15 protein-coding genes and 1 pseudogene are annotated in these 18,892 nt (G+C 71.9%); 7 read left to right on the top strand and 9 right to left on the bottom strand.

Going from position 1 to position 18,892, the window contains the following annotated elements:
• The first annotated feature begins 93 nt into the window (after window positions 1-93).
• Window positions 94-267, top strand: a complete 174-nt coding sequence (locus ACIGXO_RS07355; protein ID WP_169746148.1) for a hypothetical protein — start codon at window positions 94-96, stop codon at window positions 265-267.
• A gap of 162 nt (window positions 268-429) precedes the next feature.
• On the opposite strand, the gene ACIGXO_RS07360 is transcribed toward ACIGXO_RS07355, so the two are convergent.
• Complete coding sequence (locus ACIGXO_RS07360; protein WP_399781602.1) at window positions 430-1,260, bottom strand: inositol monophosphatase family protein; 831 nt, start codon at window positions 1,258-1,260, stop codon at window positions 430-432.
• Between the two features lie 126 nt (window positions 1,261-1,386).
• Entirely contained in the window at window positions 1,387-2,535 is a 1,149-nt protein-coding gene (locus ACIGXO_RS07365) for a ferrochelatase (protein ID WP_399781605.1), read from the bottom strand.
• 153 nt (window positions 2,536-2,688) lie between these two features.
• On the opposite strand from ACIGXO_RS07365, the gene ACIGXO_RS07370 reads away from it, so the two are divergent.
• Together ACIGXO_RS07370 and ACIGXO_RS07375 are read left to right on the top strand one after the other, a co-directional pair.
• Window positions 2,689-3,960: an MFS transporter gene (locus ACIGXO_RS07370; protein ID WP_399781606.1), complete on the top strand. Its 1,272-nt coding sequence runs from the start codon at window positions 2,689-2,691 to the stop codon at window positions 3,958-3,960.
• Window positions 3,920-5,239 (top strand): D-arabinono-1,4-lactone oxidase, encoded by a 1,320-nt coding sequence (locus ACIGXO_RS07375; RefSeq protein WP_399781609.1) that lies wholly within the window; start codon window positions 3,920-3,922, stop codon window positions 5,237-5,239. The genes ACIGXO_RS07370 and ACIGXO_RS07375 overlap by 41 nt, the downstream gene beginning before the upstream one ends.
• A gap of 25 nt (window positions 5,240-5,264) precedes the next feature.
• Here ACIGXO_RS07375 and ACIGXO_RS07380 read toward each other — a convergent pair whose 3' ends face one another.
• The gene (locus ACIGXO_RS07380; protein ID WP_399781611.1) at window positions 5,265-6,473 is read right to left on the bottom strand and encodes a hypothetical protein; all 1,209 of its coding nucleotides are present in this window, start codon (window positions 6,471-6,473) and stop codon (window positions 5,265-5,267) included.
• 487 nt (window positions 6,474-6,960) lie between these two features.
• On the opposite strand from ACIGXO_RS07380, the gene sepH reads away from it, so the two are divergent.
• Window positions 6,961-8,079 carry a septation protein SepH gene (gene sepH / locus ACIGXO_RS07385; RefSeq protein WP_399781614.1) on the top strand — a complete coding sequence of 373 codons (1,119 nt, stop codon included), beginning with the start codon at window positions 6,961-6,963 and terminating at the stop codon, window positions 8,077-8,079.
• A gap of 392 nt (window positions 8,080-8,471) precedes the next feature.
• On the opposite strand, the gene ACIGXO_RS07390 is transcribed toward sepH, so the two are convergent.
• Window positions 8,472-9,308, bottom strand: coding sequence for a sulfurtransferase (locus ACIGXO_RS07390; RefSeq protein WP_399781617.1), 837 nt, complete (start codon window positions 9,306-9,308; stop codon window positions 8,472-8,474).
• Between the two features lie 302 nt (window positions 9,309-9,610).
• Here ACIGXO_RS07390 and ACIGXO_RS07395 point away from each other — a divergent pair, with 302 nt between their 5' ends.
• Window positions 9,611-10,390 (top strand): VOC family protein, encoded by a 780-nt coding sequence (locus ACIGXO_RS07395; protein ID WP_399781620.1) that lies wholly within the window; start codon window positions 9,611-9,613, stop codon window positions 10,388-10,390.
• A gap of 71 nt (window positions 10,391-10,461) precedes the next feature.
• Here ACIGXO_RS07395 and ACIGXO_RS07400 read toward each other — a convergent pair.
• A pseudogene (locus tag ACIGXO_RS07400) lies at window positions 10,462-10,881 on the bottom strand (thymidine kinase); the annotation flags it as partial.
• Between the two features lie 446 nt (window positions 10,882-11,327).
• Here ACIGXO_RS07400 and ACIGXO_RS07405 point away from each other — a divergent pair.
• Window positions 11,328-12,059 carry a hypothetical protein gene (locus tag ACIGXO_RS07405; protein ID WP_399781623.1) on the top strand — a complete coding sequence of 244 codons (732 nt, stop codon included), beginning with the start codon at window positions 11,328-11,330 and terminating at the stop codon, window positions 12,057-12,059.
• A complete protein-coding gene (locus ACIGXO_RS07410) occupies window positions 12,056-12,727 on the top strand; it encodes a hypothetical protein (RefSeq protein WP_399781626.1) in 672 nt (223 codons plus the stop codon). The genes ACIGXO_RS07405 and ACIGXO_RS07410 overlap by 4 nt, the downstream gene beginning before the upstream one ends.
• Before the next feature lie 380 nt (window positions 12,728-13,107).
• On the opposite strand, the gene ACIGXO_RS07415 is transcribed toward ACIGXO_RS07410, so the two are convergent.
• The 4 genes from ACIGXO_RS07415 to ACIGXO_RS07430 form a co-directional block, all read right to left on the bottom strand.
• Complete coding sequence (locus ACIGXO_RS07415; RefSeq protein WP_399781629.1) at window positions 13,108-13,758, bottom strand: thymidine kinase; 651 nt, start codon at window positions 13,756-13,758, stop codon at window positions 13,108-13,110.
• Between the two features lie 267 nt (window positions 13,759-14,025).
• Entirely contained in the window at window positions 14,026-15,225 is a 1,200-nt protein-coding gene (locus tag ACIGXO_RS07420; RefSeq protein ID WP_399781632.1) for an alkaline phosphatase family protein, read from the bottom strand.
• Window positions 15,225-15,815, bottom strand: a complete 591-nt coding sequence (locus ACIGXO_RS07425; protein WP_030260834.1) for a DUF5998 family protein — start codon at window positions 15,813-15,815, stop codon at window positions 15,225-15,227. The genes ACIGXO_RS07420 and ACIGXO_RS07425 overlap by 1 nt, the downstream gene beginning before the upstream one ends.
• A 57-nt stretch (window positions 15,816-15,872) precedes the next feature.
• A complete protein-coding gene (locus tag ACIGXO_RS07430) occupies window positions 15,873-18,767 on the bottom strand; it encodes a GNAT family N-acetyltransferase (protein WP_399781635.1) in 2,895 nt (964 codons plus the stop codon).
• Window positions 18,768-18,892 lie beyond the last annotated feature (125 nt).

An 18,892-nucleotide genomic window follows, 5' to 3' on the forward strand; every position in this document is an offset into this window, starting at 1 on the left:
GCCGTGATCTCCCTCTGCCACACCCCCGTGGACGAGGGGCCCACACCCGTCGGCACACCCCCGTGCCACCGACCCACGACGAGGGGGCGCACCATGGACGCGTTCACCGCAGGCATTCTGCAGCGCATAAAGAACACCGAAGCCGACCTGGACCGGGCCCGCGAAACGGGCGACGACTTCCTCGCCGATGTCGAGCAGGCCGAGCTGGAGGACCTGCAGCGGCTGGCCTCTGAGCACGGTGTGGAGGTCGGCGCGCCCAGCGCCTGATTCCGCCCGCCCACGACGAGGGGCGCCCCGGCACCGAGGGGACGGTGCCAGGGCGCTTTGTCGTATCCGGACGCCCGCTCACGCCTGGACGCCCGGTCGTACCTGGACGCCTGTACGGGCCGTACGGCGGCGTGCGCGACGCCCGGCGCCCCGGGGGCCGGATCAGTCGTGCCAGGCGCCCAGATCCTCCAGCAGGGGCTGCAGCGCCTCGAAAACGGCCGGGGACCCGGCGACGGTCAGCTCGTGCGAGGCCGGCTCGCCGGGACGGCCGGCGGTGCGCGCGCCGGCCTCGCGGGCGATCAGCTCGCCCGCCGCGAAGTCCCAGGGGTTCAGCCCGCGCTCGTAGTAGGCGTCCAGCCGGCCGCAGGCCACGTCGCACAGGTCGATCGCGGCCGAGCCGCCCCGCCGGATGTCGCGCACCTTCGGGAGCAGCGAGCCCAGCACCGCCGCCTGCGCGGCGCGCCGCTCGGCGACGTACCCGAAGCCGGTGCCGACCAGGGCCTGGGAGAGCGGCGGCGCGGGGCGCACCCGGATCGGCGCGTTGTTCAGGAAGGCGCCGCCGCCGAGGACGGCGTGGCTGGTCTCGCCGCGCATCGGTGCCGCGACCACGCCGACGACCGTCTCGCCGTCCTTCTGGGCGGCGATGGACACGGCCCAAGAGGGCTGGCCGTAGAGGTAGTTGACGGTGCCGTCGATCGGGTCGATCACCCAGCGCACCCCGCTGGAGCCCTCGGCGCTGGCGCCCTCCTCGCCGAGGAAGCCGTCCTCGGGGCGGCGCTCGGAGAGGAAGCCGGTGATCAGCTTCTCGGAGGCGATGTCCATGTCGGTGACGACGTCGATGGGGCTGGACTTCGTGGCGGCCACGCCGAGGTCGGCGGGGCGGCCGTCGCGCAGCAGCTCACCGGCCCGGCGGGCGGCCTCCAGGGCCAGCGCGAGAAGTTCGTCCTTCAGCTCACCGCTGTTCAGCGGGGCGTCCTTCAGAGGGTCGGACACGGTGCTCCTTGTTCGTACGGAAGGCCCCGCGGGTGCTGCGTACGGCAGGTCCGCGGGCCGCCGCGGGGCGGGCGCCCGCGGACCGGGCAGCCGGGCCGCACGCCGTCGGGCGGCCCGGGACGGGCATCAGGCCCCCGCCGACGGGCCGCTCCAGTCGGCGCCCGCGGCGGCGGGCCGGGGGGAGCGGGCCGGGCAGCAGCCGACCGGGCAGAGGTCGTGGCTCGCCCCGAGGGCGCCCAGGGCGCAGCGCTCCGGGGAGCGGCCGCGCTCGGCCGCCGCGCGCTCCAGCAGCAGATCGCGGACGGCCGCGGCGAACCGCGGGTCGGCGCCGACGGTGGCCGAGCGGACCACCGGCAGGCCCAGCTCCGCGGCCTTGGCCGTGGCCTCCGTGTCGAGGTCGTACTTGACCTCCATGTGGTCCGAGACGAAGCCGATGGGGGCCATCACGACGGCCGGGACGCCCTGCGTGTGCAGCGTCTCCAGGTGGTCGCAGATGTCGGGCTCCAGCCACGGGATGTGCGGGGCGCCGCTGCGCGACTGGTAGACGAGCCGCCAGGGGTGGGCCGTGCCCGTCTCGTCGCGCACCGCGTCGGCGATCACCTGGGCCACGTCGAGGTGCTGCGCGACATACGCGCCGCCCTCGCCGCCCTCGGTGTGCTCCTCCGGGCGCCCCGAGGTGTCGGCGGCGGCGGTGGGGATGGAGTGCGTGGTGAACGCGATGTGGGCGCCCGCGCGGACGTCCTCGGGCAGCTCGGCGAGCGAGGCCAGCACGCCGTCGACCATGGGGCGGACGAAACCGGGGTGGTTGAAGTAATGCCGCAACTTGTCGACCCGAGGCAGCTCCAGGCCCTCGGCCTCCAGGGTGGCCAGCGCGTCCGCCAGGTTCTCCCGGTACTGCCGGCAGCCCGAGTACGAGGCGTACGCACTCGTGGCCAGCACCGCGATGCGGCGGTGGCCGTCGCGGACCATCTCGCGCAGGGTGTCGGTCAGATACGGCGCCCAGTTGCGGTTGCCCCAGTACACCGGCAGGTCCAGGCCGTGCTCGGCGAAGTCCTTGCGCAGCGCGTCCAGCAGCTCGCGGTTCTGCGCGTTGATCGGGCTCACGCCGCCGAACAGGAAGTAGTGCTGTCCCACCTCCTTGAGGCGCTCACGGGGGATGCCGCGGCCGCGCGTCACGTTCTCCAGGAACGGGACCACGTCGTCCGGGCCTTCGGGACCGCCGAAGGAGAGGAGGAGCAGGGCGTCGTAGGGAGCAGGCACTGGCTGTTCGGGCATGTCCCGATCCTCCCACCCGCCACTGACAGCCGGAAAACCGGAGGCGCCGTCGGAGTGCCACCCGTAAGCTGTATCGCTGCAGTACGTTCCTTACTGCCGTCCTGACCCGGCTCACCGCGGTTCCCGCGGATCCTCACTCGGCGGAGCGCCCCCTTGCCCAGTCCCTACCGCGCCCTGTTCGCCCGGCCCGGCACGAAGTCCTTTACCGCCGCCGGGTTCCTGGGGCGAATGCCGCTCTCCATGACCGGCATCGGCATCGTCACGATGGTCTCCCAGCTCACCGGCCGGTACGGCCTGGCGGGCGCGCTCTCCGCGACCGTCGCGCTCTCCGCCGCCGTGCTCGGGCCGCAGATCTCCCGGCTGGTGGACCGGCACGGCCAGCGCAAGGTGCTGCGCCCGGCGACCCTCGTCACGCTGGCCGCGCTCGCCGCCCTGCTGACGGCGGCCCAGCAGCGCTGGCCCGACTGGACGCTCTTCGTCTTCGCGGCCTGCGCGGGCTGCGTGCCCAGTGTCGGCGCGATGGTGCGCTCCCGGTGGGCGGAGGTGCACAGCGGCTCCCCCGAGATGCTGCACACCGCGTACTCCTGGGAGTCGATCGTCGACGAGTTCTGCTTCATCGTCGGCCCGATCCTCGCCATCGGGCTCTCCACGTCGTGGTTCCCCGAGGCCGGGCCGCTGCTGGCCGCCGTCTTCCTGGCGGCGGGCGTCTTCTGGCTGACCGCGCAGCGCGCGACCGAACCCGTACCGCACCCGCGCGAGCACCACACCAAGGGCTCCGCGCTGCGCTCCCGGGGCCTGCAGGTCCTCGTCGTCACCTTCATGGCCACCGGCGCCATCTTCGGGGCGATCGACGTGGTCACGGTGGCCTTCGCGGAGGCCGAGGGCCACAAGGGCGCGGCCAGCCTCGTCCTGGCCGTCTACGCGATGGGGTCCTGCACGGCGGGCGCGGTCTTCGGGATGCTGCGCCCCTCGGGGCCGGCCGCGCGGCGCTGGGTACTGGGCGTGCTCGCCATGGCCGTGAGTATGATCCCGCTCCAACTGGTCGGGAACCTGCCGTTTCTGGCCGTGGCGCTCTTCGTCGCGGGGCTGACCATCGCACCGACGATGGTGACCACCATGGCCCTGGTCGAACAGCACGTACCGCGCGCGCAACTGACCGAGGGCATGACCTGGACGAGCACCGGGCTCGCGGTCGGGGTGGCGCTCGGCTCGTCGGCCGCCGGCTGGGTGGTGGACGCGGCCGGGGCCCGTACGGGGTACGTCGTGCCGGTCGCGGCCGGAGCGCTCGCGGCCGCGGTCGCGTTCCTCGGATACCGCCGGCTGCGGCCGGCGGCGACGCGGGCGGGGGCACCCTCGCCCCGGGTGACGGGAGGGCTGGGCGCACATGACAGTGACCGGAACGACTCGGGAGAGCGTGTGGCGTAACTGGGCGGGGAACGTCCAGGCGCGCCCCGTACGGAGCGTGGCACCGGCCTCCACGGAGGAGCTGGCGGCGGCCGTGCGGCAGGCCGCCTCCGAGGGGCTGCCCGTGAAGGCGGCCGGCACCGGCCACTCCTTCACGCCCGCGGCGGCCACCGAAGGGCTCCTCATACGGCCCGAACGCCTCACCGGCATACGGAAGGTGGACCGCGCCGCCGGCACCGTCACCGTGGCCGCGGGCACGCCCCTGAAGGACATGAACGCGGCACTGTCCGCGCACGGCCTGTCGCTGGCCAACATGGGCGACATCATGGAGCAGACCGTCTCGGGCGCCACCAGCACCGGTACGCACGGCACCGGCCGGGACTCCGCCTCGCTCTCCGCGCAGATCGTGGGCCTGGAGCTGGTCACCGCCGACGGCTCCGTACTGCGCTGCTCCGCACAGGAGAACGCGGACGTCTTCGCGGCGGCCCGGCTCGGCCTGGGCGCGCTCGGCGTCCTCACGGAGCTGACCTTCGCCGTCGAACCGGAGTTCCTGCTCACCGCCCGTGAAGAGCCCATGCCGTTCGACCGGGTGACCGCGGACTTCGATGCGCTCGTCGCGGAGAACGAGCACTTCGAGTTCTACTGGTTCCCGCACACCGGGAACTGCAACACCAAGCGCAACAACCGGAGCCAGGGCCCCGCGGCACCGAACGGCGCCGTCAGCGCCTGGGTCGAGGACGAGCTGCTCTCCAACGGGGTCTTCCAGGTGGCCTGCGCGGTCGGCAAGGCGCTGCCCGCCACCATCCCCGGCATCGCCAAGCTCTCCAGCCGCGCGCTGTCCGCCCGTACGTACACCGACATCCCGTACAAGGTGTTCACCAGCCCGCGCCGGGTGCGCTTCGTGGAGATGGAGTACGCCGTCCCCCGGGAGGCGGCGGTCGCGGCACTGCAGGAGCTGCGCGCACTGGTCGAGCGCTCCGGATTCCGGATCAGCTTCCCCGTAGAGGTGCGCACCGCACCCGGGGACGACATCCCGCTCTCCACGGCCTCCGGACGGGACACCGCCTACATAGCGATGCACATGTACCGGGGCACGCCCCACGAGGCGTACTTCACGGCCGCCGAGCGCATCATGACCGCGCACGGCGGCCGGCCCCATTGGGGGAAGCTGCACACCCGGGACGCGGCGTACCTCGCCGCTGCTTACCCGCGCTTCGGCGAGTTCACCGCGCTGCGGGACCGGCTGGACCCGCAGCGGGTGTTCGGCAACGCGTACCTGCGGCGGGTGCTCGGGAACTGACGCGGGGCGCGCCCCGGGCCCGGGCTCAGGAGGAGCCGGGGGCCGGGGTCTGTCCGGCGTCCTGGGCGCCGTCCGCGCCGCTCCCGGTGTCCGGGCTGCTGCTCGCGCCGTCGTCCGGGCCGTCGGTCGGCGTGGGCGTCGGGTCCGCGGACTCGTCGCCGTCGCTCGGCGACGGGCTGGGCGCGGTGGACTCGTCGTCCGAGCCGCTTCCCGTGTCGCTGCCGCTGTCCGCCCCCGAGTCCGCGCCGGAGCCGCTGTCCGCACTGCCGTCCGTGGCGTCCGGCTGCGGGGTCGGCCCCTCGGTGGCACCGCGGTCCGTGTCCTCACTGGACGTGCTCGGCTGCGGCGTCGGCGTCGTCGGAGCGCTGTCGCCGCCGCCGGAGCGGAAGAAGTTGCTGACCGACGTGCCGCTGCCGCCCGCGGCGTCGTGCCCGGTGGCCAGCTCGAAGGCGGTGACCCCGGCCATCGCGAGCAGGAAGACCGCGAGCGCGGCGAGCCAGGTGCGGCGCCGGCCGCGCAGCCGGGTGCCGTACAGCGTCCGGGACTCCTCTTCCGGGGCTTCGTCGGGGGTCTCCGCCACAGAGGCGCCGCCGGGCGGCTCCGCCACCGTACGCAGCGCCATCGTGCGCGTGTCCTGCTGCGGCACCGGCCGGGTCGCGTCCTCCGCACCGGGCGGGACGAGGACCTGCGTCTCGTCGGCCGCGGACGACGCGGTCAGTACCTGGGTCTCGTCAGCCGTGGGCGGGGCGGTGAGGAGCTGCGTCTCGTCGAGCGCGGGCGTACGGGGCAGGGTCCGGGTCGCGTCGGCGTTCGTGGCCGCCGCCACGGAGGTGATCTCGTCCTCCGTACCGCCGCGGTCGAACGTCGGGAGCACCATCGTCACGCCCGCCGAGGGCGCGGACCTGACGCGTGCCGCCCCGCGCGCACCCGTAGCGGGGGCCGTCGCCCGGCTGCCGAGCTCCTGGCGGCGGCGCGGCCGGGGCCGCGTGCTGACCGTCGCCTCCTTGACCTGTTCGCCGGTGCGCCGGAAGAGGTGCTGGAAGATCGACCCGCCGGTGGTGGCGACCACGCTGACCACGCCGGCGCCGATGACCGTCCCGTAGACGCCGAGCCGCCCGGCCAGGTATGCGGCGACCGCCGCCGCGAGCGCGCTGCCCGCCACCTGGGCGACGCTCAGGTCGATCCGTTTACCCCTTCCGGTCGGCTTTGCCTTGCTATCGGTTCTGTCGTCCATCCTCGGCCCTTGAGCGACACTTCGATCCGTCTTGCACAGAGAAGGGACATTTAGGCGGACTGGATAGTTCCATTTCTGGCGGTTTTGTGAACCAGGTCACATGATTCCGTGAGACCGGCCATTCGATCGCATAAGTAGAGAGGTCGACAAGGCGACCGAACTCCGCTGGACAGGGAAAACTTGGCGGCGCGGCGCACCGCTCCGGTGGTCCGAATGGAGTACTGTTGCGAATCCTGGCCCCGGTTTCCCGTCCGGCTGCCCGGACCCACGGGAGGGGCCCGCAAGGCGGCTCTCGCCCCGGGGCGCCGCCACTCGGCACGGGGTGCTGGTACACAGGGCAACCGGTACGGTCACCGGAGGTTGCAAACTGGTTACCGTGTCATAACGGCGTTTCAGGGCCACAGCCTGACACGCCGGGCAACTCGGCAATGTTGTGGCAGGCTGCACCCGGGCAGGCCACACTCGACTAGCGGAAGCAGCGACGCACGTGACGTCGGCAGGCACCACCCGGGAGGTCCCCATGCCCGAACTGCGTGTCGTGGCCGTCTCGAACGACGGCACACGGCTGGTGCTCAAGGCTGCGGACAGCACCGAGTACACGCTGCCGATCGACGAGCGGCTGCGTGCCGCGGTGCGCAATGACCGCGCACGCCTGGGCCAGATCGAGATCGAGGTGGAGAGCCACCTCCGGCCACGCGACATCCAGGCCCGTATAAGGGCCGGCGCCTCCGCCGAGGAGGTCGCGCAGCTCGCCGGCATCTCCGTGGACCGAGTGCGCCGCTTCGAGGGCCCGGTGCTCGCGGAGCGCGCGTTCATGGCCGAGCGCGCCCGGAAGACACCCGTACGCCGGCCCGGCGAGAACAGCGGGCCGCAGCTGGGCGAGGCGGTGGCCGAGCGGCTGCTGCTGCGCGGCGCCGACAAGGACAGCGTGCAGTGGGACTCCTGGCGCCGGGACGACGGCACCTGGGAGGTACTGCTCGTCTACCGCGTCGCGGCCGAGCCGCACTCCGCGAGCTGGACGTACGACCCGCCCCGGCGGCTCGTCCAGGCCGTGGACGACGAGGCGCGGGCGCTGATCGGCGAGACCGACGACACCCCGGAGCCGAGCTTCCCGTTCGTGCCGCGGATCGCCCGGCTGCCCCGGGACCGGCCGCTGGACCGGTCCCTGGACCGTCCGCAGCCCGCGGAGCGCCCCTCGGAGCGGCCCGCGCCGCCGGCCGCCGAGGAGGACGTGCCCGCGGCCTCGGCCGCCGTCGAGGAGACCGAGGAGCGGGACCCGCGCGACTCGCTGACCAGCCTGCTGGAGGCGGTGCCGAGCTTCCGGGGCGACCTGATCGTCCCCGAGCCGAAGACGCCGCCGGACGACGAGCCGGCCACGGAGGCCGAGGTCGAGGAGGAGCCCGCTGCTCCGGCGGCGAGCGCGGGCGCCGGCTCCGCGTACGCCGACGTGCTGATGCCGCGCGCCGTCGCGGGACACCGCGACCGGCTCACGGGTACGACCGACCGCCAGGCCGAAGCGGACGGCGTCCGCCCCGGCCGCCGCGCCGCGGTGCCCAGCTGGGACGAGATCGTCTTCGGCACGCGCCGCAAGAAGCCGGACGCCTGACAGCGGAGCGACCGGCCCAAGGCACATTTGACCTTGGGCTGCCCGCGTGCGGAAACGGTACTGCGGGCGGCACTCCGGGCAGGCGACCGAGAGGGAAACGGTCCTGCGAGCGGTACTGCGAGTGGACGGCCGGGAGAGAAACGGTCCTGCGAGCGGTACTGCGAGTGAACGGCCGGGAGAGAAACGGTCCTGCGGGCGGTCCCGGCCCACGCGTAACCGGTCCGGGGCGTAGGCCAGACCCGCGCCGCAGGACGGTGCCGCGCGGTAGGGCGGCCTCGGCGGGTGCGATCACCTCGTACTGCTCGTACTCCTCGTACTGCTCGCACCCGCCCTCGTATCGCACCCCCCGGTCGCGTATCGCCCCGGCCCCGTACCGCCCCCCGTTCGCCCTCTCAGCCCGCCTCGGGCCCCGTGGCCACCGGCCGGGACGTGTCGCCCGACCACTCGCTCCAGGAGCCGACGTACAGGGCCGCCGGAACGCCCGCCACGGCCAGCGCCAGCACCTCGTGCGCGGCGGAGACGCCCGAGCCGCAGTAGACCCCGACCTCGGCGCCCGGCACGGCCCCAAGGGCGCTGAAGCGCTCGGCCAGTTCGGCGGCCGGCCGGAACGTGCCGTCGGAGGCGACGTTCTCGACCGTCGGGGCGGAGCGCGCACCGGGGATGTGGCCGGCGACCGGGTCGATCGGCTCGACCTCGCCCCGGTAACGCTCCGCCGCCCGCGCGTCCAGGAGTACCCCGCGCCGGGCCAGCGCGGCCGCCTCGTCGGCGGTCAGCACCGGCACCGCGCCGGGCGCCGCCGCGAAGTCGCCGGGCTTCGGAGCGGGCTCCTCGTCGGTCAACTCGCCGCCCGCCGCCCGCCAGGCCGCCAGGCCGCCGTCCAGGGCGCGTACGTCCTCGTGCCCGGCCCAGCGCAGCAGCCACCAGGCGCGGGCCGCCGCCCAGCCCTGACCGCCGTCGTACACGACCACCGCGCGGTCCCGCGAGACGCCCGCCGCGCGCATGGCCGCGGCGAAGTCCTCCGGGTCCGGCAGCGGATGGCGGCCCCCGGAGCCCGCGGGCCCGGCCAAATCGGCGTCGAGGTCGACGTAGACGGCACCGGGCAGATGACCGGTCGCGTACTCGGCGTGCCCGGACGGGCCGCCCTGCTGCCAGCGGACATCGAGGAGCACCGGCGGCGTCCCGCCCGCCAGCTCGCTCGCCAGTTCGGTAGCGGAGATGATGGCATTCATGCCCCCATCTTTGCGCAGCCACGACCGGCCCACGCCGCCTCCGGGGCAAGTCGCCAGCAAGTGCGTGGACCAGTTCCTCAGCTCATCACTACGTAGTCGAGGGGCCCCTCACACAGGACGGTGACATCGGCAGAAACGACACTGCGTCATCAGATCGGGCACTCTCCCGCGCGGCCGCACAACGGGTCGCGCGACCGGCGGCGCGGCCGCCCCGCGCCGCCCACGGCGGGATGCGAGCATCTGCACGGCACAGCCCGTACTCGTACGGTTCCCACCCCTGATGGTCCGAGGAGCAAGCGACGATGACGACCGAGGCAGCGAGCCGGCGGACGCCCGGCACCCCTTGCTGGGTGAGTCTCATGGTGCACGACCTGCCCGCCACGCAGGACTTCTACAGTGCGCTGTTCGGCTGGGAGTTCCGTCCGGGGCCGCAGCAACTCGGCCCCTACGTAAGGGCGCTGTCGGCCGGCCGGGAGGTGGCCGGTATGGGGGTGCTGCCCCCCGAACGGCAGCTCGCCATCGCCTGGACGCCCTATCTGGCGAGCGACGACGCGGACGCCGTCACCGAGCGCATCCGCGCCTGCGGCGGCACGGTCGGCGTCGGCCCGCTGGACGCCGACCACGCGGGGCGGATGGCACTCGCCTCGGACCCGCAGGGCGCGGTGTTCGGGATCTGGCAGGGGCACACCATGAAGGGCACGGCGGTGGTCGGCGAGCCGGGCACCCTGGCATGGAACGAACTGGTGACCCCGGAGGCCACCCCGGCCGGCAGATTCTACGAACACGTCTTCGGTTTCGAGACGGAGGCGGCGGGCCGCCCCGGAGGGGACGACCTGACGCTGTGCCTCAAAGGGCGCCCGGTGGCGAGCATCCACGGGGCGGGCGACGCGCTGCCCCGGGAGCGGGGGCCGCACTGGACGACGTACTTCGCGGTCTCCGACACGGACGCGGCAGCCCGCCGGGTCACGGAACTGGGCGGCCAGGTGACCGCCGCCCCCCGGAACTCGCCCCACGGACGCCTGGCAACGGTCACCGACCCGGAGGGCGCGCAGTTCATGGTGGTCCAGCGACCGACGAAGTGACCACGAAGGGGCGCCGGCACCTCACCCGGCGCCCAGCCGGCACCTACCCCGGCCCACACCCGACCGGCGGCTCACTCCCCCGCGCCGACCGGCAGCACGTCCGGTGAAAGCGCATCGACGCGCGCCGACGCGACAGTCTGGCGCCGCCTGAGCTGCCGCCGACAGAACACCTCGCCACCCGACTCGCCCCCGGCTGCGTACACGCCTCCCACGGCCACCTGGCCACCCTCAAGGCCCATCTGCCCGCCAACGTGCGGGCGTCAGTCGTGGCGCGAGCCCCACACCAGCACAGCGCCTCACCCTGAAGCACCTCTACGCAGTCGGCCAGTCCGACCAGCCGCCGGGAGCCGGAGAAGAGCCTGCTGCGGGAAATCGGTGGTGATCCCAAAGGCGAAAACACCCAGCCCCAACTCGCCCACCACGCGGACCGATTGCTCGACCTGGCCGGACGTCAGCAACTGCGCCCCGTCGGCGACGACGCAGTCACCCCGGGCCACCCCGCATATGCGACTTTCCTCCCCTATCGATGGCCAGTCGCATCCCAGATTGTCAGCGGAGCGACAGGCTGCTCTGACCCGCACCCTCTTGGCCTTCTATAAGAATTCCCTGGCCAGCGGGGCGATTCTTATGAGGTAGCCTCGGAGGGATTTTCCGGAGACTGACACAGTCGGTCACTGGCAGGATTTTGGAGGGGTGGTGGATTTTCCGGAAATGGATCAAGATTTCAGCCTCGACATCCCACTCGAGACAGGTTTCCGTATTGAGCTGAATGGCAACTTCTACCCCCTCTCTTTCCGCTCGACATCAAACAGAAATCCAGGGACCACAGGGGCGTCCACTTACCCCCGGGCCACGGCGACACTGTTGACCCAGACAGCAAGGAAGTTGAGTTCTACGGAACCTCAGGAGGACACCAACGATGACTTGCTTGCAAGCCATGTCAGCTGAATTGATATCGAGTGCTTCCAGCTATCCCGATCGCACTTCCCTCCTCGCGGAACGCGAAACCCGAATGAAAAGACTTGTCCGCCAGGACATTTCTCTCTTGCGCGCGCTGGCCTTTGCAGCCTGCATCGCACTGATATGTACAAGTGTCTACTCTGCCCCGAAGTACATCGTCTCAGGTAAAGCCCTGTATGTGATTTCGGCAGTTGTGCTCTTGATCGCAGTGTGCGGCGGATGCGGGGCAATCCTCAACCGCATGCGAGTGGAAAATCAGCGTAGGTGGGAGGCTATCCAGAGCTGGGTTGCGCTAGCGCACACAGACGAGGGACGGGCACTACCTAAAGGCAATATGACACCGGAGTTGGCTCTTTCATACGACAGAGCGGTCGGCAACGTGGTTATTCAACCTGGTGTTTCTGGTAGTACGGAAGCGCCGATGCAGTACGGCTGGGGAAATAGCCCGAAGGCGCGAACTATTTTTAGCGCCGTCCTCTTTCTGCTCGGCTCGATTGCATTCATTTTTGCCGTGCTTGGGAGCATCGGTGGAATTAGCCCTCAATCTGTTGGGCTTGCTGGTTCCAGCCTCATCTTCACGTTGGCGATGCGCGCAGTTTTCAGGAGGGTCCCGAACCATGCTAAGTGGTGTTTCGACCAGCACCAGGAGGCGATCGCTGTAGCAGATCGCGAGCGTGAGAGGCGAGTATCTGAAGGAGGGGCTTCGTGACTGGCGCCGAACATCAGGAAACCCATACGAGGCAGCAGCGCCGTAGCCGTTTGCTTTCATCCGAGCCGGGCATATCCGTGCAGCGGAACCGCGATGAGATGGTTCTGCGCCTGGGATTGATTTTCGCGGCGGCTGGGCTGCTGTTCATCATCGCGTACCTTGTCCTGCGCTTCGCGGTCCATGTAGAGGGCATTGGGCTCGGCATCTTGCCACTGGTCGGGGTGGGGTCCCTGGCGTATGGACTCCTGCCGGTGACTGCCTTGTTGTCCAAGCGGGCGCGGGCACAGAAACAGCTGCGCGCACTGGCCGCCAGGACTGGGCGTCAGCTTGCTGTGCCGGGCGCTGAAGAATTGCATCCGGTGACCTATTCCGGCCCTTCGCCGGAGGCAGGCGGGTTCGCGCTTGGTGCGATTGGGCTCTCCAGCGAGGGTATGCAGCTGATTGGCAGCGAGGGCGTGGTTCTCAGCGCGGCCCCAGGTGAGATCTTGGGTGCTGTCTACCTTCCGGCCCGGAAGATGTGGCAGCCACGCGGGATGGAGATCCACCTCAGCCAAGAGCGGGTACTTGAGGTCCGTACATTTCGGCAGGCGGTGCTGGGCTCGGCGTTGTCGCAGAGTGGTGTGAAGGTTCTGGAGTCAGGTGCTGGCCAAACTCCGCGGCAGGACTGACGCAAAGTCCGGACGGCGATTGTTTCCGTATGTGAGTGAGGGAGTGGGGCGTGACCACGAGATCGAAGCTCCGTTGGGGCGGGTGACCTGGTAAGTCGCCCTGAGCCAGCTGAGCTTCGATGAATCGTCAGGCTTCCGCGTCGTGGAATGCGTGTCGGAAGTACACGCGATGTTGCGGCGGTGCGGCCAGGACCTCGACGGCCTCGCGAATGTAGGGCAGGCGGTCGCGGTCCCGGCGCCGAAGCCGGTGACGACTTGGGCAACCTGCAGCCGAGCGCACCAGCCGGCATCCGTGCCCTCTATCTCCATAGCCCACAGATCACGACGGGCGCAGCCGCCTAACCGAGCATGGGTGCCGGCTCAGGTACACGTATACGGCCTCAGTCAGTGGTGACCGGCAGGACATCGGGTGACAGTGCCGCCGCATGAGCCGTGGCGCTCGTCATTCGCTTGCGGTGATGGCGTCGGCACAGGACCTCGTAGCCGACTTCCTCCGCGGGGGTGGAGACATCGCCGACCACCACCTGTTCGCCCTCGACCACCATCTCGCCGCCCACCGTGCGGGCGTTGTGCGTGGCCCGGGCGCCGCACCAGCACATCGCCTCCACCTGCAGCGCTTCTATCCGGTCCGCCAATTCGATCAGCCGTTGGGAGCCGGGGAAGAGCTTCGTGCGGAAGTCTGTGGTGATGCCGAAGGCGAAGACGTCCAGGGCGAGATCGTCCACGATCCGCGCCAGTTGGTCGATCTGTTCGGGTGCGAGGAACTGGGCCTCGTCCACGATGACGTAATCGACCCTGCCGCCGTGGGTCATCTGCTCCACGAGGTACCCGTAGAGGTCCATCCCCGGGGCTGCCTCCACCGCGTCCGTCACCAATCCCAGACGCGACGACAGCTTTCCCTCCCCCGCGCGGTCATCGCGGGTGAAGATCACGCCTTGCAACCCCCGAGCCGAACGATTGTGCCCAATCTGTAGGGCCAAAGTGGACTTTCCGCAGTCCATCGTGCCGCTGAAGAACACCAGTTCAGCCATGGGGGGTTCAAGTTGCCTTTCGGGCGCGTCGGGGCCTGCCGACGCCAATCGGGTCGTAGAAGAGGAGAGGGGGAGGGGGGAGGGGGAAGTCCGGGTGCCGTACCGTTTCCTCCACCACTTCCCCCATGGGGGAGTGCGGAACCCCTGCTCAACACAGTAACGGGTGCCACTGACAGCGCAGTCGGCGCTCGTCAAGGCAGTCGGCGCTCGTCAGGGCGGGATGCCGGCCGGCTCGTGTCCGGTGCGGTGGGCTCTGGAGGAAGTGCGTCAGGTGCGGACTTCCAGGAGGGGGACGAGTTGTTCGACGGGGGTCATGGAGCCGTGCATGCCTACCATGGCTGATTCGCGGGGTTCGTTCTGGCTCGCGATGATCACCATGTCGGCGTGTGCGGCGGCCACCACGTCGCCGATTCTGCCCCGTACCCGGTCGTCGACGTGCGGCCCGAACCATCCGGCGGCGATCGCCTCCTCGCGGCCGGCCACCCACATCTGGTCGCCGACCACCTCGCGCCAGACCGCGAGCACGTCGTCGGCCGCGCCCGGATGCGCGTACACATGGCGGCAGCGGCCCTCGCCGCCCAGCAGCCGTACGCCCGCGCTCAGTTCCCAGTCCTCGTCGAAGTCGACGCGGGACTCCGGGTCGAAGGGGATGTCGATCATGCCGTGGTCGGCGGTGATGTAGAGGGCCGAGCGGGGCGGGAGCTGTTCGGCTAGGCGCTCGGCGAGCCGGTCGACGTACATCAGCTGACCGCGCCAGGCGTCGGAGTCGACGCCGTAGCGGTGGCCCTTGCCGTCGACCTCCGCGTAGTACGTGTAGACGAGCGAGCGGTCGCCGGCGGCCAGCTGTTCGGCGGCGAGGTCCATGCGGTCCTCGCCGGAGAGCCGGCCGTGGAACGTTCCGCCGCTGAGCGCGATCTCGGTGAGCGGGGTGCGCTCGAAGTTCGGCGCGGAGACCTGGCAGGTGTGGATGCCCGCCGCGTGCGCCTGCTGGAAGACCGTGGGGTACGGCTGCCAGGTGTACGGGTCCGTCCACGGCTGCCAGCGCAGCTGGTTCATCAGCGCGCCGCTGTCCGGGTCCTGGACCGTGTACCCGGCCAGGCCGTGCGCGCCGGGCGGCAGACCCGTGCCGACCGAGGCCAGGGACGTGGCCGTGGTGGAGGGGAAACAGGCCGTCATGGGCCGCCCGGTGCCGTTCATGGACGTACCGAGCAGCGAGGTCAGGAAGGGCGCCTCGTCCGGGTGGGCGCGCAGCAGCTCCCAGCCCAGGCCGTCGATCAGGAAGACGCAGGCGCGGTCGGCGGGCGTCAGCTCCAGGCTCGTCGGTCTCGCGTGCGTCAGGCCCTGGCCGGCGGTGATGGCGGGCAGGAGATCGGCGAGCGCGCCCGTGCCGTACTGGGGCACCGGCGCGGTGGCGAGGTCCAGGGGCTCGGGCCAGGCGGACGCCGGGTCCACGGCGAAACCCGCCATCAGCGGGCGGCCGAGGCGGCGGTGGCTTCGGAGAGCGCCTGGGCGAAGGCGAGCGTCTGCCGGACGGTGTCCGGGCCGTCGCCGGCCTCGCTGACCCGCAGCGAGAGGTCGTCGGCGGTGGAGGAACCGGTGTAGCCGTGGTCGGCCTCGCAGTTCGGGTCGCCGCAGCTGGCGGGCTCCAGGTCGAGCCGGGCGACGGCGCCCCAGCCGATGGTCAGCACGACCTCGCGGGGCAGCTGCCCCGGGGTATAGGACTCGGGGTTGGCGACGACGCGGCTGAGCACGACGGAGGAGATCCGGCCGAGCTTCACCGACTCGGTGGAGGTGGTGGCGTACGGCGTGGGCGACGTGGCGTCCGCGGCCTGCTCGTCGGTGTGGCTGACGATGAAGCGGGTGCCGGTGAGGACCAGCACCGTGACGTGGCGCCGCACTTCGTTCGCGTCGAAGGTGGTCTCCTGGTGGACCAGGTACGACACCACCGGCTCGCCGCCCACGGCGGCCTGCACCGCCTCGGCCACGAGTGCCGGGTAATAGCCGCTGCGCTCGATCGCCGCGCGCAGCCCCTGGGTCGTCGTACCGGTCTTAGCCATGCCGTCCATCCTACGGGGCGCCGGGGCCGCCACGGGCCGCAGGCGGCGGGCCGGGGGTCAGTACACCGGGAGGCGGCGGGGGCCGAGGTCGGTGGTGGCCGGGGGCCGGGCGAGGCGTACGGAGGCGCCGAGGACGGCGAGGCCCTGGGGAGCGACGACGACCGGTTCCAGGTCGATGCCGACGACCTCGGGGTGGTCGTCGACGAGCCGGGAGACGCGCAGCAGCAGTTCTTCCAGCGCGGCGCTGTCCACGGGCTGCGAGCCGCGCCACCCGAAGAGCAGCGGCGCGCTCCGGATGGAGCGGATCTGCTCGGCGACGTCCCGGTCGGTGGCGGGGATGAGGCGGTGTGCCATGTCGCCGAGGAGCTGGGAGGGGGCGCCGGCCAGGCCGAAGGAGAGGACGGCGCCGGCCGCCGGGTCGATGGAGGCGCGGATCACCGTGTCCACGCCGCGCGGCACCATCGCCTGCACCACCGGGCGCAGCTCCTCGGGCTTCCCGAGGAAGTCGGTCAGCTCTTCGTAGGCGCGGCGCAGGGCGCGTTCTCCGGGGAGGTCGAGGCGCACGCCCCCGAGGTCGGCGCGGTGCCTCAGGTGCGGTGCGGTGGTCTTCAGGGCGACGGGGTAGCCCAGGGCCTCGGCGGCGCGTACGGCGGTGTCCGGGTCGGGTGCGGGGAGCGCGGCGCGGACGCGGATGCCGTAGCGGCCGAGCAGCGCCGCGGCCTCGTCGGGCGGCAGCGCCACGGAGCGGTGCGGCTCGGTGTCGGCGGTGAGCTCGTCGAGGAGCCGCTCGATGTCGGCGCCGGCTGCGGCTTCCTGGATGTCCTCGTACTCGGGGACCTTGCCCGGTACGGCGGACTCGCGGCGCCAGGCCGCGTACCGGACGGCCTCGGCGAGGGCGCGTACGGCCCGCTCGGCGGCGGGGTAGGCGGGGATGCGGGGCGGGGCGGCGGGGCGCGCCTCCGGGGCTTCTGAGGCGTCCTCGGCGGCTTCCGGCCGGTCCGTGGTCCCCGGCTCCGCCGGCTCCCCGTGCTCCCCCTGCTCCCCCGTCGCCGCTGTCGCCGTCGTCCCGGTCGTCCCCGAGAGCTCCCCCGCCAGCTCTTCCATGGCCAGGTGGACGACGGTGACGGGCTTGGCGGGGCCCTCGGCGGCGGCCTCGCGCAGGGCCCGGGCCAGGGCGGCGATCTCCTCGGGGTCCGCGCTGCTGCCCTCGGCGACCCAGGGGATGGCGGTGAGGACGACCGCGTCGATGCGGTCGTTGGCCAGTGCCCGGGCCAGCGCCGCGCGGAAGTCGGCGGTCGTGGCGGCGAAGGGCAGCACATGGGGGCGCTGCGGGCGCAGCCCTTCGGTGAGGCACGCGTCGTAGGCGAGGAGGGCGAGCGCTTCGGAGTTGCCGAGGATCGCCACCCGGGGGCCTGCGGGCAGCGGCTGGGAGGCGAGCAGCAGCCCTGCGTCGATCAGCTCGGTGACCGTGCCGACCCGGATGACGCCGGCCTGCCGCATGAGCGCGGAGACGGTGGAGTCGGGGATGCGGGTGGTGGGGACGGTGTGGCCGAGCGGGACGGTGCCGCTGTGCCGGGCGCCCTTGACGACCACGACGGGCTTGGCGGCGGCGGTGCGGCGGGCGAGCCGGGTGAACTTGCGGGGGTTGCCGATCGACTCCAGGTACAGCAGCGCGACATCGGTGTCGGGGTCCTCGTACCAGTACTGGAGCAGGTCGTTGCCGGAGACGTCGGCGCGGTTGCCGGCCGATACGAAGGTGGAGACGCCGGCGATCGCGCCGTCCCCGGGGCCGCGCTCCTGGAGGGCGGCCAGCAGTCCGATGCCGATCGCGCCGGACTGGGTGAACAGGCCGACCCGGCCGGCGCCGGGCAGCCGGGGCGAGAGGGAGGCGTTGAGGCGGACGGCGGGCGCGGTGTTGATCAGTCCGAAGGCGTTCGGGCCGACCAGCCGCATGCCGTACGAGCGGGCCTGGCGCAGGAGTGCGCGCTGCTTCTCGCGTCCTTCGGGGCCGGCCTCCGCGTAACCGGAGGTGAGGATGACGAGCCCCTGTACGCCGTGCTCGCCGCAGTCGCGCACGACATCGGGGACGTGCGCGGCGGGCACGGCGACGACGGCGAGGTCGACGGGGCCGGGGATCTCGCGGAGCGAGCGGTAGGCCGGTACGCCCTCCGGGTCCAGCGTGCTGCCCCCTTCGGGGAAGGCGTGGTTGACGGCGTACGTGTGGCCGGTGAAGCCGGAGTCGAGGATGTTGCGGAGGGCGGCGCGGCCGACGCCTCCGGGGGCGCGCCCCGTACCGATGACGGCGACCGACCCGGGGGCCAGCAGCCGCTGTACGGAGCGGGCCTCGGCGCGGTGCTCGCGGCCGCGCATGACGGCCACGGACTGTTCGGTGGGCTCCAGGTCGAATTCGAGGCGTACGACGCCGTCTTCGAAGGTGCGCTTCTGGGTGTACCCGGCGTCCGTGAACACCTTGATCATCTTGGTGTTGGCGGGCAGTACCTCGGCGGCGAAGCGCCGGATGCCGCGCTCGCGGGCGACCGCGGCGGCGTGCTCCATGAGCGCGGAGGCCACGCCGCGGCCCTGGTGCGCGTCCTGCACGAGGAAGGCGACCTCGGCCTGGTCGGCGTCGGGGCCGGTGGCGGGCCGGCCGTCGGCGTTGATGCGGTCGTACCGGACGGTGGCGATCATCTCGCCGCCCACGAAGGCGGCGAGCCCGACCCGGTCCACGTAGTCGTGGTGGGTGAAGCGGTGCACGTCGCGGTCGGAGAGCCGGGGGTAGGGCGCGAAGAACCGGTAGTACTTCGACTCGTCGGAGACCTGCTCGTAGAAGGAGACCAGGCGCTGCGCGTCGTCCGGGGTGATGGGGCGGATCCGGGCGGTGCCGCCGTCACGCAGCACCACGTCGGCTTCCCAGTGGGCGGGGTAGGCGGCGGCATCCGACGGCGTCTCCATGCGGACAGCGTACGACCGTGTGCGTATCCGGGGGCGGCCGAAGTGCCCGGAAGCGTCCCGGATGCGACCGTACGTACCCCGGAGCGGGACCGTGCGTACGACCGGGTCTCAGCATGCGTACAGCC

The sequence above is a fragment of the Streptomyces sp. NPDC053542 genome, assembly GCF_044544685.1.
GTDB lineage: Bacteria > Actinomycetota > Actinomycetes > Streptomycetales > Streptomycetaceae > Streptomyces.